Origin of the sequence: Alcanivorax borkumensis SK2 (assembly GCF_000009365.1) — a bacterium.
Classification (GTDB): domain Bacteria; phylum Pseudomonadota; class Gammaproteobacteria; order Pseudomonadales; family Alcanivoracaceae; genus Alcanivorax; species Alcanivorax borkumensis.
Window position 1 is genome coordinate 2,062,778 of record NC_008260.1, and the last position, 15,688, is coordinate 2,078,465.

The 15,688-nt window shown below is 57.1% G+C and carries 10 protein-coding genes and 1 tRNA gene; 6 read left to right on the forward strand and 5 right to left on the reverse strand.

The annotated features are described in order from the left end of the window. Positions 1-58 precede the first annotated feature (58 nt). Entirely contained in the window at positions 59-382 is a 324-nt protein-coding gene (fdxA, locus tag ABO_RS09330) for a ferredoxin FdxA (protein ID WP_011589091.1), read from the forward strand. A 600-nt stretch (positions 383-982) separates the two neighbouring features. Here the strand turns inward: fdxA and ABO_RS09335 are convergent. The 4 genes from ABO_RS09335 to arsS form a co-directional block, all read right to left on the reverse strand. Beyond that, positions 983-1,273, reverse strand: coding sequence for an Hpt domain-containing protein (locus ABO_RS09335; protein ID WP_144412634.1), 291 nt, complete (start codon positions 1,271-1,273; stop codon positions 983-985). A gap of 133 nt (positions 1,274-1,406) precedes the next feature. After that, entirely contained in the window at positions 1,407-2,048 is a 642-nt protein-coding gene (locus ABO_RS09340) for a TIGR04282 family arsenosugar biosynthesis glycosyltransferase (RefSeq protein WP_231860764.1), read from the reverse strand. 11 nt (positions 2,049-2,059) lie between these two features. Continuing rightward, positions 2,060-2,746, reverse strand: coding sequence for a TIGR04283 family arsenosugar biosynthesis glycosyltransferase (locus ABO_RS09345; protein WP_035461267.1), 687 nt, complete (start codon positions 2,744-2,746; stop codon positions 2,060-2,062). Next, the gene (arsS, locus tag ABO_RS09350) at positions 2,743-3,699 is read right to left on the reverse strand and encodes an arsenosugar biosynthesis radical SAM (seleno)protein ArsS (RefSeq protein ID WP_011589095.1); all 957 of its coding nucleotides are present in this window, start codon (positions 3,697-3,699) and stop codon (positions 2,743-2,745) included. The genes ABO_RS09345 and arsS overlap by 4 nt, the downstream gene beginning before the upstream one ends. A 564-nt stretch (positions 3,700-4,263) precedes the next feature. Here arsS and ABO_RS09355 point away from each other — a divergent pair. Both ABO_RS09355 and ABO_RS14255 read left to right on the forward strand, forming a co-directional pair. Beyond that, a tRNA-Arg gene (locus tag ABO_RS09355) sits at positions 4,264-4,340 on the forward strand. A 261-nt stretch (positions 4,341-4,601) separates the two neighbouring features. After that, positions 4,602-4,778, forward strand: coding sequence for a PLDc N-terminal domain-containing protein (locus tag ABO_RS14255; RefSeq protein WP_081424064.1), 177 nt, complete (start codon positions 4,602-4,604; stop codon positions 4,776-4,778). A gap of 363 nt (positions 4,779-5,141) precedes the next feature. Here the strand turns inward: ABO_RS14255 and ABO_RS09360 are convergent, their stop codons facing one another. After that, complete coding sequence (locus ABO_RS09360) at positions 5,142-6,593, reverse strand: phospholipase D-like domain-containing protein (protein WP_011589097.1); 1,452 nt, start codon at positions 6,591-6,593, stop codon at positions 5,142-5,144. 372 nt (positions 6,594-6,965) lie between these two features. Between ABO_RS09360 and ABO_RS09365 the strand changes: the two genes are divergently transcribed. The 3 genes from ABO_RS09365 (at position 6,966) to recB (ending at position 15,604) form a co-directional block, all read left to right on the forward strand. After that, complete coding sequence (locus ABO_RS09365; RefSeq protein ID WP_011589098.1) at positions 6,966-8,354, forward strand: KamA family radical SAM protein; 1,389 nt, start codon at positions 6,966-6,968, stop codon at positions 8,352-8,354. A 216-nt stretch (positions 8,355-8,570) separates the two neighbouring features. Further along, a complete protein-coding gene (gene recC, locus ABO_RS09370) occupies positions 8,571-11,987 on the forward strand; it encodes an exodeoxyribonuclease V subunit gamma (RefSeq protein ID WP_011589099.1) in 3,417 nt (1,138 codons plus the stop codon). Continuing rightward, positions 11,984-15,604: an exodeoxyribonuclease V subunit beta gene (gene recB / locus ABO_RS09375; protein WP_011589100.1), complete on the forward strand. Its 3,621-nt coding sequence runs from the start codon at positions 11,984-11,986 to the stop codon at positions 15,602-15,604. Before recC ends, recB begins: the two co-directional genes overlap by 4 nt. Positions 15,605-15,688: the final 84 nt, after the last annotated feature.

The window sequence follows — 15,688 nt, forward strand, 5'->3', positions numbered from 1 at the left end:
GCTGTTATAATCAGTCACTGGCGCTGTATAAATTGAAGACACCTGGCGAGGACAGGATATGACGTTCGTAGTAGGTGAGAACTGCATTAACTGCAAACACACCGATTGTGTGGAAGTGTGCCCGGTAGATTGTTTCTACGAAGGCGAGAATTTTCTGGTCATCCACCCGGACGAGTGTATCGACTGTGCACTATGCGAGCCGGAGTGCCCGGTAAACGCGATTTTTTCGGAAGATGAGCTGCCAGACGACCAGCAAGATTTCCTAGAGATCAATGCGGATCTGGCAGAGAAGTGGCCGAACATTACCGAAATGAAAGATGCGCCGGACGACGCTGAAGAGTGGGACGGTGTGCCCAACAAGCGGGAGAAACTGATCCGCTAAGCGGATCCTTTTTCTCTGGGCAAAATAAAAGGGCGGCATCCTGCCGCCCTTTTTGCGTCGAGTCATCCTGACTCTTTTGCGCTCACCGCAACATCCTTGTACTGCAATCCCTGCAAATCCTTGTGCCCAACTCCCTGAACACGCAAATACTATATCAACCGGATTTTGCTCTGTGGGTAAAATAAATATTAAAAGTCTGGACGAAAATCACACAAAAAATAAATAACCATTAAAAACAAATACTTAATGATATTTCTCTGCGTTTCAATCCTAAAATCTTGCCAAAAACACCAGTTTATCCTACAGTCTTGTAAGAGATTGCTTACAAGATACCTCACCCAATAACCAGTGCTCGGAGCAAAATGGCTACATCTCGAAGCCAAAAGCCACTCAAACTCTTACATTTCCTCACCGCTCTTTACAGCAAGAGGAAGCACTTCTCGGTAGCATTATTTCCATAGAAACGTGGTGCTACAAGGCACCATAGATCGACCAGTATCCCCCCAAGGCGCTAGCAATAGCGCTCACAACACCCCTCTTCCACCCAATTTCGGAAGAGGGTTTTTTTTGCCTAAAATCCGACCAGCCCTGACGATCTTTTTACGCTAGGCAGGCCTGCAGTGCCGTGCAGGCCTGCCTGAATTGCTGTTTCAAACATTCAAGCAAAACGGGAACATTGGCTAACTCACGATTAGACACCGCTAACTCCAGTGCCACGCACACATCTACGACACGGACAGCACCAAGGTTGCTGCTGCTACCTTTGAGGCTGTGCGCCTGGCGGCGAAGAGCCTCTTTATCCTCTGCTTTCAGCGCCTTTTCCATGGCGGCCAGACGTTGCTCACCATCACGCCGGAAGGACTCAACCAGCATCTGGAAATTCTGGCCCATTATCTCCTGCAATTCGGAAACGAGCTCAGCATCGAGGAGCGATCCATCTTGCATCAACCTACCCCGTGATCCTTTACCGCCGCTACCACAGCCACGACAGAAACTCTGTTTGTGTTACAGGCTAGAAATTTAATCAAGTCCAACCCTTCCTCGCACCCACCAACTCAGGACAAGCGACAGGCGGTAAAAGTCCGGACGAGCGGGCCCTGGCAACATCACTCGCTTCATCCACATCCCATAGCGGCGGCAACACCACTATTTGTTCCGGAGCAAAACAGGCACAACTATCCTGCAGTGCATGGTGACCACCAAAGCGGACACCGTTAAAACGAGCGGCAGACCAGAGCGATGCCTGACTGCTACCCAGAAGCACATAGCCACCATCTTCACTGGCACCAAACACTACAGGCGCGTGCGCGAGTGTATGCAGTGCCTGTTCGAAGTAGGGGCGACCTAGCAGCAAGCAATCACTACCTATCAGCAAAACCCGAGAGAAGTGATCCAATCCATGTGAGAGCGCCCTGGCCATCCGTTCACCAAGATCGCCATCCGACTGTAAATGACAAGACCAGCCACGCACTGTTGCTTCAGCCTTCAACGCCGCATCTGGCTTATCCAGCCACAACTGCACATCGCCAGGAAACTCCTGCGCGGCAGAAAAGGTACGCCACAGCAACTGCTTATAAATCTGCATGGCCCCTTCGGCACCAAAGTTCGGGATCAGCCGTGTTTTTACCTGCCCTGCCTGCAAAGCTCGGGCGAAAATGATCAGCAATGGCGTGTCCGTCAACCCGCATCCCCCCGGTAATAATCCCGATACAAAACATCTGGGCTAGCACCACGCCAGTATCGAAAACGCAACGTCCACATAAGCCAAATAGTGTGCCAGGGGCCGTTGGCTTCCCACCGCCGGCTACTGGTAATTAACGGTGGACGCAAACACAGTGGCCGAGACTGCGCACGCAACCTGCGTGACAGGGCAATATCTTCCATTAATGGCTGGGCGGGAAATCCACCCTGCTCCCAGAATACATCCCGGCGCACAAAGATGGCCTGGTCGCCGGTGGCGATGCCAGTGAGGCGAGAACGCCAGTTCATCATGAAAGCGATTATGCGAAACAGAAAACGCGGCTGACTCAAGCGCACATCGAAACGCCCCCATTGCCCTTTCGGCTGCGCCTCATCCAAGGCCTCACGGTGACGCGAGTCGAGCACGGTATCCGCGTGCACGAACCACAGCCATACGCCAGTGGCACACTTCGCACCGGCATTCATTTGGGCACTACGGCCCGGCTCACTGGTTAGCACCGTATCGGCAATCTGCCGGGCAATACCAACACTATCATCAGTACTGCCGCCATCCACCACAATCAGTTCGTCACCTGCATGCAATGCAGCGCGCACTCTCGCCAGTGACTCGGCCAACACATCGGCCTCATTGAGCACAGGGATGATAACGCTCACCCGACTCATCCCAGCGCGCCACCGCAACTGCTTCCGGCACCGGCGGTGCAGCCAAAGCAATGATCTGCCACATAAATCGGCTCGCCTTCAATATCCTCATCCAGCAGGCTCGACAGATGCTGATGGTTTTCATGATGACCTTGCGGCATATCCAGCATCTGGTTGAAATCACAATCGTAGAGATACCCCTGATAATCCACACTGACCATGGAACGGCACATCAATGCCGGCAAAGTCTCGCGGTTATAACTGTCACGCAGCAGTTGCATGTAGTCGTTGAACTGATTATGGGCCAACAACACCGCGCCGAAACGGCTAATCGGCATATTAGTAATCGTCAACAAATGATTAAAACGCAGACCAAAATGCTCCATCAGCTCGCGCTTGTAATCGGCTTCCAGGGCCTGCTGGGGAGGCGGCAGGGAGGCTCCGGTGGGGTTATAGACAAGATCCAATACTCGATCCTCTCCGTAGCCTTTTTCGTTAAGCCGCCGAATCGCCTCTAGGCTCCCCTGAAACACCCCTTTTCCGCGTTGCTTATTCACGTTCTCTTCGGAATAACACGGCAAAGAAGCCACCACATGCACATGGTGATCGGCCAGAAACTGTGGCAAGTCCTCATAGCCGGGTTCGAGCAGGATGGTGAGGTTACAGCGATCGATAACCTCCACACCGAGTGCATGGCATTCACGCACTAGGTAACGAAAATGCGGGTTCATCTCCGGCGCGCCGCCGGTAAGGTCGATGACCTTGATATCCCGCTTGCGGATCACCTGAAGAACCAGGTCGATAGTGGCCTTATCCATCAGCTCGGTGCGCGTGGGGCCAGCATTCACGTGGCAGTGCACACAACTCAGGTTACACAGATAACCCAAGTTCACTTGCAACACGGACGTTCCATAGCGACGTAGTGACGGAAAATCTGTGCTGCTGCGCACCAATAAATCGTGGGTGTCCTGCATACTTCACCTTTTTCAATTTCTTTAATGCTATCAATTAGATGCAGGCTTGTCGCAAACGTTACGTGAAAGCTTCAAGCAATAGCGGAATGGGCGGAGCGCTACATGTCTCACAACATCACCCAAAGTCGTCGCAACATTAGCCACCATCCCCCGGAACTGGCGCCGCGCGGCAAAATCCTTACAATCTTCACCTCTTTAAGCCCCGGTAGCTCAGTTGGGTGAGTGCGGGGGGGGCCAAAGCGTGCTTTGGCCGAACGAACGCGAAGCGGATACCGCCGCTTTGCCGGCGCCCGCAGGGCGAGTAAGCGCCGATAAAATAGCCACTTGCTCCCCCATAACTGGCACCGCGCAGCAAAATCCTTACAATCGTCACCTCTTTAAGCCCCGGTAGATCAGTTGGGTGAGTGCGGGGGGGGCCAAAGCGTGCTTTGGCCGAACGAACGCGAAGCGGATACCGCCGCTTTGCCGGCGCCCGCAGGGCGAGTAAGCGCCGATAAAATAGCCGCTTGCTCCCCCCATAACTGGCACCGCGCAGCAAAATCCTTACAATCGTCACCTCTTTCAGCCCCGGTAGCTCAGTTGGATAGAGCAAGCGCCTCCTAAGCGCTAGGTCGGACGTTCGAATCGTCTCCGGGGCACCACCTTTCCTTTTCCTCTGCATCACTTTTTTTATGATCATTCGGATCAGCAGCCTTTTCTGTTGGCCGACCTGCTGGTGAGCATTGTGTTTCTGGAGCCGGCCTGTCGGTGATAGCCCTGTTCTATAAGGGTCTGATGCTGATCACTAGACAAAACTATGGGGCGAGCGCCCGCAATCTTGACCCGGTTTTACACCTCAGAGATTTACCCTTTCCACCAAGTCCTCTAAATTGAAGGCTCACGTTGGATAAAAAGGAATGTCGATGAAATTACTGGGACTGTTACAACTGGCCGTGGCGATCTACGCCATCGTAATGATTCTCCAATCCTCCGCTGAAACCGGCGCCAAAGTATTGTGGGTATTATTGGTACTGATTGTGCCGCTGATTGGCTTAATTATCTGGGCACTGATGGGACCAGGGTCCCCCCTGAAGCGCTAACTTTTTTCGGGGGTCACCGCGGCCACCGCTCGATTCCCTGCGGATTGCTGCCAGGCACCCAGTGTCTGCAAGTAGCCGTGAGGTAATCCCGTGTGGCCCGCTGGGCTCCTGGGTAACAGGCTCTCGCACAGGGGCATCCGGTTTTTACTGGCCAAAAGGGGGGATGACTTAGATAACCAATGCACAGCCCCATGTATGCATATACATCCATCCCCACCGCGTCATAGTCACCCAGACAAACGCTGGGCAGGCTCACAACCATCAACACTAGCAATAGCGCAAATGTGCCCCTTCAATCCGGCAGTGCGCGATCAAGACCACACAAATAATCACGCTTTTCTCTAAGCGCTAACTAACCCCCTTTTATAAATAGGGCTCCAGCATATGCGCGAGTGCATTACGGACCCGTCGCCAAGGTGCCAACTGCTCAAAACCCACTTGGTCGAACCGCTGAGACAACGCAATACGTTCATCCAGCATTTCATCAATCTGCCCAGCTAACGCCTCCCCATAGCATTCCAGGTCAAACTCAAAATTCAATCGCAGGCTGCGCGCATCCCAGTTTCCCGAGCCCAACATGACCCAGTGCCGGTCCACCGTCATCACCTTGCTGTGGTCGAATGGCGGCGGTGACAGGTACAGCTCCGCGCCTTCCGATACCAACCAGCGCAAAGCATGCAGGCTGGCCCAGTGCACCAGCCGCAGATTATTCTTGCGAGGAATCACAATCTCCACCTGCACGCCTTTAAGCAGCGCCAGTTGCAATGTGGCCAGCAGAGTCAGGTCCGGCACAAAATACGGGGTAACAATGCGAATTCGGGATTCAGCGCTGCCAATGGCCGCGAGCAACGTCATCCGACGTTTATCGAAATCCGCATCCGGCCCAGCACTGATACCCCGGGACTGCACTGCGCCCAGCCAAGCTGGGCCGCAATAACAGGTGTCCAGCAATTCACCACTAGTGAAATACCAATCAGCAGCAAAAGTGCGCAGTAACTGCCCTACTACTGGGCCTTCAATACGGGCATGCAAATCCGTGATCTTTGGCGGCTGCTGTATATAGCCCGCCCGGATATTCATCCCCCCGGTAAACCCATAGCGACGGTCCACCACCATAAATTTGCGATGATTGCGCAGATTCAAATACGGCATGCGCCACGGAGCCAGGGAATACAGAAAACGCTCCACAGGCACCTTGCCACGGCGCAAGCGCCAGACTATCGAAGGCAAGGAATACAGGGCGCCGGCGCCGTCCACCAACACCCGCACCTTGACCCCGCGCGCCACCGCCGCCGAAAGCGCATCCGCCAGCGGCTTGCCGGCAGCATCATTGCCGAAAATGTAGGTCGCCAGATAAATGCTTTCCGTGGCGCTATCGATGGCATCCATCATTGCCTGATAAGCGATGGGCGCATCCAGCAGGGTAATATGATTGCCATCAGTAAGCGGCAGATGTGTCAGCCGCCCCACCAGACGACTAAGGACCTTCAGGTGTTCAAGATCCGGTTCAGGTTCGGCAGCGATACGCCAGCCATCGTTACTGTCGATCAACCCACCGGTTAGCTGACGAGCCCGCCGACGAATGCGATTGACCCCCAGCATGTAATACAGCACAGCACCCAGCACCGGCACCAGCCAGACCAAACCGGTCCACGCCGCCACCGCCCGAGCATCACGTTTGTTCTGAGCGACATGCACGGTCACTGTTACCGCCAACCCGATACTAATGACGGCTGCCACGTAGGGCCAATAGGGTTCCAGCATTATCAATAATGCATCAATCTCAGCGGTCCAGTAAGTGGCATCCAAAGGCATCAAGTTCCGTCCCTGAAGCGGGTATCGGCCCAACGATAGCATAACCGGCTAGGCCCGAGGCGGTGGGGCTTTGCGCTTTGCTCGTTGGTTCCTTAGAATACGCCCTCTTTTGGAGCACCGGTCAGCTGGCGCCAGTTAAGCCGCGTACAGATAACGACCACTCTCCCCCCCCCCCCCGATATGGCTGGGGGGCAATCCGTTCCAAGTCCTCTGCGTTGCCACGCCGACGCACGTAAAACGGGCTAACAAGCCCAGCTTAGCGCCAGCCGCCGCTGGCCATCAGTAGTCACGATTATTCCACTGGTTTAGATAACCAGTGTACCGGTGTTGACGGCGTTTACGTCATGCCGGCGCATGATGAGGAGCAATACCATGCCCGAAACCAATACCGTTATTCCGTTGCACCAGGACATCCAAGAAAGCACCGCCACGTTGGCCCATACTTTCGACCACGCCTACGACGAGCCCCGTCGCTTCAAGGTCTACACCGCGCGCCAGCTGGACAAAATCGAACCACTACAGCGCCTGGACGACGAGACCCGATTTGCCATGGACGTGGTGGCCAATGTTCTGCCGTTTCGGGTCAACGAATATGTGATCAACGAACTGATCAACTGGGATAATGTGCCCAATGATCCCATCTACCAGCTCACCTTTCCCCAGAAAGGCATGCTGGCCCCGGAACACTTCGACAAGGTCGCCGATGCCATGCGTGGCGGCGACAAAACCGCCATTAAAACCGCTATCGCCGAAGTGCGTGAAGCGCTGAACCCGCACCCTGCGGGGCAGATGGAACACAACATCCCAGAAGTGGACGGCGAGAAGATCGAAGGCATCCAACACAAGTACAACGAGACTGTGCTGTTTTTCCCCAGCCAGGGTCAGGTCTGCCACAGCTACTGCACCTTCTGTTTCCGTTGGGCCCAGTTCATCGGCGACAACGACCTGAAAATCGCTACCAAGGAAGCCGGCCAGCTGAAGAAGTACATTCAAGCCCACCCGGAAATTTCCGATGTCTTGATTACCGGCGGTGATCCGCTGGTGATGAAAACCAAGAACCTGCGAGCTCATATCGAGCCGCTGCTGGAACTGGAACAGATCCGCACCATCCGTATCGGCTCCAAGGCACTCACCTTCTGGCCCCAGCGAGTGGTCTCCGATGCCGACGCCAAGGATCTGCTACACCTGTTCGAAGAGGTGATCGCCAGCGGCAAACACCTTGCGCTGATGGCCCACTACAACCACTGGCAGGAACTGCAAACCAACATCGCCCGTGAAGCGGTGAAACGGGTCCGCGCCACAGGTGCCGTGATCCGTGCCCAGGGGCCGCTGCTGGCGCACATTAATGACAACGCCGACGACTGGGCGCGCCTGTGGCAAACCCAGGTCGAGCTGGGCATCATTCCTTATTACATGTTCGTAGAGCGAGACACCGGCGCCCGCCATTACTTTGAAGTGCCGCTGGCCAAGGCCTGGAACATCTATCGCGATGCCATGAAACAGGTCTCCGGCATCGCTCGCACCGCGCGCGGCCCCAGCATGTCCAGCCACCCGGGCAAGGTGGAAATCCAGGGCGTTACCGAAATCAACGGCGAGAAAGTTTTCGCCCTGCGTTTCATTCAAGGCCGCAACCACGATTGGGTCCAGCGCCCCTTCTTCGCCAAATACAACGAAGAAGCCACCTGGCTCAATCATCTGGAACCGGCCTTCGGCGAAGAGAAATTCTTCTTTGAAGATGAGCTGGCAGAAATGGAAAGCTAACAGCAACGGACAGCCAGCATGAAAACGCCCCGCCGATGCGGGGTGTTTTCATTTTGCCAACAACCTAAAGCCTGAAGAGAATGAAGCACCCATTATTCCAGCATCCGATTATTTAAATACTCTCGCGTGTAAGGAGCGGCTCTTTTGTGGCACCAAGCCGCGCTCTCCCTTAATCTAACTCCTTTCGCATACACACAAGTCAGGCAAGGAATATCCATGCAAAACGGGCTGATGGTGCTGCACGGCAACCGTCTGGAAACCCTCACCGAGCTGGTGGCCGACTGGTTGCAGCGCGAACCACTGTCACCGCTGGAAACGGAAACCTTTCTGGTGCAGTCCAACGGCATGGCGCAGTGGCTGAAACTGCAGCTGGCGGATGCACTCGGCATCAGCGCCGGTTTCCAGTTCCAGATGCCAGCCCGATTCCTGTGGGGGGCCTATCGCACCGTGCTGGGTGAAGACCAGGTACCGCGCACATCCCCTTTCGACAAATCCCGCCTGCTGTGGCGGTTGTACCGGTTGCTGCCCACCCTGCTCAATAGCGAACACTTCGGCCCGCTACGCCACTTTCTTGCCGACGATGTGGATGGCCGCAAACGCCACCAACTGGCCGAGCGACTGGCGGATTTGTTCGATGCCTATCAAATGTACCGGGCAGATTGGTTGGACGACTGGGAAAACGGCAACGACCGCCTGCGCAAAACCCAGGATCGCGACACCTTCGATGATTTTCCCGCCAGCCAGTTATGGCAAGCTCACTTGTGGCGTGCCTTGCTGGCGGACATGGATGACAGCAAACAAGGCCTCAGCCGCAGCGCCATCCACCGGGATTTCATGGCTGCACTCACTCAACAACAGGAACAGGGCACGCCACCGCCGAGGCTACCACGCCGGCTGATCATCTTCGGTATCAGCGCCCTGCCCCAGCAGGCCCTGGAAGCACTGGCCGCACTGAGCCAGCATTGCCAAATACTGATGCTGGTACAAAACCCCTGTCAGCATTACTGGGCAGATATCGTCGAAGACAAACAACTGCTGCGCCGCCAGCTGGACAACCGCAAACGTCACCTGACCGCCCTGCCGGAAAACCGGGTCAATCCGCTGCTGGCGGCCTGGGGCAAACAGGGCCGGGACTTTATCGGCCTGCTCTACGACCACGACGACCCGGACAGTTATCGCAGCGCCTTCCAAAACCAGATTGATCTGTTTGAAAACCGCGAGCCGCATACCCTGTTGCAACAGTTGCAGCAGGACATTCTCGATCTGGAACCGCTGCCCGAACCGAACCGGCGCCTGCCTCTGGAAATGGACAGCTCTCTTCAGTTCCGTATCGGCCACAGCGCCCAGCGGGAAGTGGAAATCCTCCAGGACGAACTGCTGGACCGTTTCAGCAACGATCCTACCCTGCAGCCCCGCGATGTGATCGTGATGGTGCCAGACATCGAAGCCTACGCGCCGCACATTGATGCGGTATTCGGCCGACTGGAACGGGACGATCCACGCTACCTGCCCTACACCCTCAGCGACCGCAGTGCCGGCGCCGCCTCGCCGCTGGCCCAAGCAGTGGAATCCTTGCTGCACCTGCCGCAATGGCGCTTCACCGCCACCGATATTCTCGACCTGCTGGATGTGCCCGCGGTGCGCGAGCGCTTCGGCATCGACGAAGGCGACCTGCCGCAACTGGCCCGCTGGATCGACCAGGCGCGCATTCGCTGGGGCCTGAACAGCCCACAACGCAAAACCCTGGACGTGCCCGGCTTTGAACAAAATAGCTGGGCCTTCGGCCTGAAACGGATGCTGGCCGGCTACCTGCTCGGCGACGGCCCGGCCTGGATGGGCATCGAGCCGCTGGACGAAGTAGCCGGCCTGGGCGCGGAGCTGGCCGGACGACTGTCGCGCCTGCTCGACACCCTGGAGCAGCACTGGCAGCAAAGCCGTACGGACGCCAGCGCCCGACAGTGGCAACAACGCTTTACCCAACTGCTGGATGACCTGTTCGCCCCCGTGGACGAAGCAGACCAGACTCTGGACGCAGGCCTGCGCGATGCCCTTAACGACTGGCTGGCCGCTTGCGCCGAAGCCGACTTCGACAGCCTCCTGCCTCTCACCGTGGCCCGCCGCCCCCTGCTCGATGCCCTCAATGCCGAGAGCATGTCACAGCGCTTCATGGCCGGGCGTATTAACATCTGCACCCTGATGCCCATGCGCGCCATTCCCTTTCGCCATGTCTGTCTGCTGGGAATGAAAGACGGCGACTACCCGCGCCAACAGCAACCCATGGACTTTGATTTAATGCGGCAATGGGGTAACTACCGCCCAGGGGATCGTTCCCGCCGCGACGACGACCGCTACCTGTTTCTGGAAGCCCTGCTCAGTGCCCGCGACAGCCTCTACATTAGCTGGACAGGCCGCAACGTCCGCGACAACAGTGAACGCCCGCCCTCGGTACTGGTGGCACAACTACGCGATCACATTAATCAACGTTGGCACACCGATCAGGGCGAACCGGTGGACGCCCTCACCGTGTCGCATCCGCTGCAACCGTTCAGCGCCCGTTATTTTTATTCGGCCAACGACGCCAGTGCAGCCAACAACGCCGACGCCCACATCCTGCACACCTACGCCAACGAATGGCGCGCCCTCCACGAGGAGCAAACGCACAGGGTCGACAATGATCAGCCCTTGCCGCCACTGGAAAATAACGAGCCCATTTCCTGCGCCGCCCTGGGGCGTTTTCTCAAACAACCCGTGGCCCATTTTTTCGAGCAGCGCTTAAAGGCGCGCCTGAAACAACAGCGCCAAGTGCTGGATGACAGCGAACCGTTTTCATTCGATGGACTGCAACGTTTCCAGTTACAGGATCAGTTGCTTAATGAAGCGCTGCGCGCCGGCCCGGAACATGCCAATGACGCCATGCGCGTAGCCATGGACCGTCTCGCTGGCAGCGGCGACCTACCCCTGGCGCCCTTTGACGAGGGCAACCGCGACAGCCTGTTGTTGCCGCTCGCGCAGCCACTGGAACACTACTTTACGCTGCTGGCCGACAGCGGAACCTTGCAACCACAGCAGGAAATTCGCCTCACCGCCGGCCCCTTACAAATCGAAGATTGGCTCACTGATTTGCGTGGCTCTAGCGCCAACGCCCAACGGTTGGTGCTGCACACCGGCAAGTTAAAAGAGCGATTCGACAAACTGACTCGGGACTGGACCTTGCACCTGGCCGCCTGCGCCGCCGGGCTGCCGTTGACCACGCATATTCAAGGTCAGGACGGGCGCTTTAGCCTGCCCCACATTCATCGCAGCGACGCCCAGCAATGCCTGGATCAGCTAGGTTACGCCTGGCAGAAGGCGTTATGCGAACCCCTGCCCGTGGCCTGCGCCACCGCCTTCGCCTGGCTAAAAGGGGAAGAAAAAGACAACGGTGAGAACGAAGCACGCAAGGTGTTTGAGTCCGGTTTTATGCATACCGGCGAACAGGAAAAAGAACCGGCCATTGCCCGCGCCTGGGCCGACTTCGACACCTTACTGGCCGCCTCCCATGGCGATGCCAACGCCTTCGAATACTGGACTGAACAACTCTATGCCCCGCTCTACCAGCATGCCCAGTGGCTCGAACCGGGGGATGACGCATGAACATTGAACGTCCGCTTCCGATTACCTTTCCACTGCACGGCACCCGGCTGATCGAAGCCAGTGCGGGCACCGGCAAAACCTTTACCTTGGCCGCTCTTTATCTGCGCCTAGTACTGGGCCATGGAGGCGAAAACGGGTTTTCACGTCCGCTGCTGCCGCCGGAAATTCTGGTGGTCACATTCACCGAAGCCGCCACCGAAGAACTACGCGAACGCATCCGCGACCGCTTGGCTGATGCCGCGCGCATTTTTGCCGACCCCCACGCTGAAGCCGACGATCCAGTGCTGGCGGCACTGCTTAGCGATTACAGTGAAAACGAACAACGCACCAGCTGCGCCCAGCGCCTGGATGCCGCCGCCCAGTGGATGGACGAAGCCGCCATCTACACCATCCACGGCTTCTGCAACCGCATGCTCAAACAGCACGCCTTCGACTCGGGCAGCTTGTTCAGCCTGGAATTGCAGGAAGACGCCAGCGAAGAGCAGCAACTGGCTGCTCGAGATTACTGGCGCTCGGTGATTAGCCAATTTCCAGTAAGCGCGGCCAATGCCCTGCAAAACGAGAACTTGGGCAACCCGGACGCCTTGCTGGGAGCCTGTCGGCCGTTACTGGGATTGAAAGAAGCCGACCCGTCAGCGTTACCGCAAAGCGTGGCTCACTGGCTGAACCAAACCGGCCCGCAAGAGGAACGGGACCAGCAGGCCCGCCAGCAACTGGCCCACGAACTGCCGGACTTTCTTGAATGGGTACGCGCCGCTCGCGACAACAAATGGCTAAACGGCAATAGCTACCGCACCACCAGCCTGCCCGGCATGCTGCATACGCTGCAGCGCTATGCCAATGGCGAACGGCTCAACGGCAAGGCCTATGACACCCTGGCCAAGTTTTCCCACGAAGGCATGAAGCTCACCAAGGCTGGTCAAGAGCACCGCCCGAGCTTTGCCTTTTGCCAACAACTGGATGCGGTAATGGAAGGCCGGGCGAACAGCGCACTGCCCCGCACCGAGCTGCTCACCCATGCCGCCGCCTGGATCGACCAGCGCGTGGATCAAGTACGCCGGCAAACCGCCACCATGGGCTTCGACGATATGCTCAGCCGCCTTCACGACGCCTTGAAGGGCGGTAATGGCGAACGGCTTGCCCAGGTCATCCGCGATCAATTTCCGGTGGCATTGATCGACGAATTTCAGGATACCGACCCGACCCAGTACGGCATTTTTTCCGCCCTTTATGAAGAGCAGCAAAGCACCGGCTGGTTTATGATCGGCGACCCCAAGCAAGCCATCTATGCCTTCCGAGGCGCCGACGTTTTCACCTACCTGAAAGCGCGCCAGGCCACCGAAGGCAACCACTACACGCTGGACACCAACTTCCGCTCTTCTCGCACTATGGTGAAGGCGGTGAACCATCTATTCCACTACAGCCAGAGCACCTTTGGCGATGTGTTCATGATGGACAACGCCATCCCCTTCAACGCCGTGAAAGCCAATGGCCGCAAGGATGTTCTGTTGATCGACAAGACAGAACAATCCGGCATTACCCTGTGGGTAGACGACAAGGAAAAGCCCGTCAGTGCCGGCCAGTACCGTGACGAACAGGCCGCACGCTGCGCCAGTGAAATTACGCACCTGCTTAATGGTGCGGTCAACGGCGTTACCGGATTTCAGAAAGGCGACACCTTCCGGCCCTTGCACCCCAACGACATCGCCATTCTGGTGCGCGACCGCACCGAAGCCAAAGCCATCCGCGATGCGTTAATGCAACGCAATGTGCGCAGCGTTTATCTGTCCGATCAGGATTCCGTTTTCGCCCAGCCCGAAGCCCATGATCTGCTGCTGATTCTGCACGCCTGCGCGGCCCCGGAATCCGACACTCGAGTACGCAGTGCCCTTGCCTGCGCCGTGCTGGATCTGGCCTACGCGGAGCTGGATGCCCTCAACCAGGATGAAGTGCGCTGGGAAGAAACCGTAGAGCAGTTCCACGGCTACCGGCAGCAATGGCAAAACCAGGGCGTGCTGCCCATGTTGCGCAGCCTGCTGATGGATTTCCATGTGCCCGCCCGGCTTAGCCAAAACCTGGACGGTGAGCGTGCCCTGACTAACCTGCTGCACCTGGCCGAACTGTTACAGCAAGCCGCTACCCAATTGGATGGCGAGCAATCCTTGATTCGTTATCTTGAAGACACTGTAGAAAGTACGGTTGAAGCAGGCCGTGGCAGCAGCAAGGAAAGCATACTGCGCTTGGAAAGTGACAACGACCGGGTAAAGGTCATCACCATTCACAAATCTAAAGGGCTGGAATACCCGCTGGTGTATCTGCCTTTTATTTGTAGCTTCCGCCCGGCGGACAAAAACAAACCACCCCTGCGTTACCACGAGAACGATCATCTCAATGTATCGCTGGAACCGGACGACACAATACAAGGCAAGGCGGATCACGAGCGCCTCGCCGAAGACATGCGCCTGCTCTATGTGGCACTGACCCGCGCCTGCCACCGCTGCACGCTGGGGCTGGCCCCCTATATCAAAGGCCGGGGTAAACAGAACCAATTGGAAAAAAGCGCCATCGGCCGGTTACTGTTCGGCAACGGCGTGGCCAACGATGGCTTGAGCGCCGCCCTTGCACCCGTCGCAAACGATGCCGTCAACATCATTAAGGCACCGCACAGCAACACCGAATCGTATCAGCCTCAAGCGCAATCACAGACCCTGCGCCCGCCCTTGATACCTGCGCCCCGCCAACGGCAACCCTGGTGGATTGCCAGCTACAGCGCGCTCAAACAGGTGCAGGAAACCTTGGCACCCGCGGACCCGCGCGGGGATCAATTGGCAGAACAACAGGACGAACAACCCGCCGCGGATGTGGAACCGTTAGCCGATACCATCCACGCTTTCCCACGCGGCGCAGCGCCGGGCACGCTGCTGCATGATGTGCTTGAGCAGGCCGCCAACCAGCGCTTCCAACAAACCCTGGCCGACCCCATGGACTTTGAAACCAGCGTGGAAGAAAAACTCCAGGCCCGGGGCTGGCAGGATTACACCGATGTCATCCGCCATTGGTGGAAGCAGGCGGTCACCACTGCGCTGCCATTAAGCGAAGGAACCGTCTCTCTCGATACCCTGCACACCTATGTGCCGGAGCTGGAATTCCTGTTTCCTGCCCATCGAGTCAACGTGGCCGACATGGACACCCTAATCCGCCAGCACGTTCACCCACAACATATTGCCCCGCACTACCCGCGCCCAAAACTGGAAGCCGACACCCTCAATGGCATGCTCAAGGGCTTTATCGACCTGGTGTTCGAACACGAGGGCAAATACTACGTGCTCGACTACAAATCCAACTGGCTGGGCGTAGACGACAGCGCCTATACCCTGGATGCCATGACCGCCGCGGTGCTGGAAAAACGCTACGAAGTGCAATACGTGCTTTATCTGCTGGCCCTGCATCGCCTGCTAAAAAGCCGCCTACCGAATTACCACCCGGACCAGCACCTGGGCGGCGCGGTTTATGTGTTTCTGCGTGGTTTACAAGGCCCGGCGGCGGGTACCGTATTCGATCGACCGGATAGCGAACTGATCGAAGCGCTGGATGTCATGTTTGGGGGTGAGGAATGAGGGAAAAGTTGAAAGTTCAACGTTCAGAAATGCGAACGCTCTCTGCTGTCACTGCAATGCCGTGCCCGCGCACCACACACAAAT

Excerpts from the sequence above, each read along its gene's own strand:
- fdxA (WP_011589091.1), top strand. The coding sequence starts at position 59 with ATGACGTTCGTAGTAGGTGAGAACTGCATTAACTGCAAACACACCGAT.
- recB (WP_011589100.1), top strand. The coding sequence starts at position 11,984 with ATGAACATTGAACGTCCGCTTCCGATTACCTTTCCACTGCACGGCACC.
- ABO_RS09360 (WP_011589097.1), bottom strand. The coding sequence starts at position 6,593 with ATGCCTTTGGATGCCACTTACTGGACCGCTGAGATTGATGCATTATTG.
- recC (WP_011589099.1), top strand. The coding sequence starts at position 8,571 with ATGCAAAACGGGCTGATGGTGCTGCACGGCAACCGTCTGGAAACCCTC.
- arsS (WP_011589095.1), bottom strand. The coding sequence starts at position 3,699 with ATGCAGGACACCCACGATTTATTGGTGCGCAGCAGCACAGATTTTCCG.
- ABO_RS09335 (WP_144412634.1), bottom strand. The coding sequence starts at position 1,273 with ATGGGCCAGAATTTCCAGATGCTGGTTGAGTCCTTCCGGCGTGATGGT.
- ABO_RS14255 (WP_081424064.1), top strand. The coding sequence starts at position 4,602 with ATGAAATTACTGGGACTGTTACAACTGGCCGTGGCGATCTACGCCATC.
- ABO_RS09365 (WP_011589098.1), top strand. The coding sequence starts at position 6,966 with ATGCCCGAAACCAATACCGTTATTCCGTTGCACCAGGACATCCAAGAA.
- ABO_RS09345 (WP_035461267.1), bottom strand. The coding sequence starts at position 2,746 with ATGAGTCGGGTGAGCGTTATCATCCCTGTGCTCAATGAGGCCGATGTG.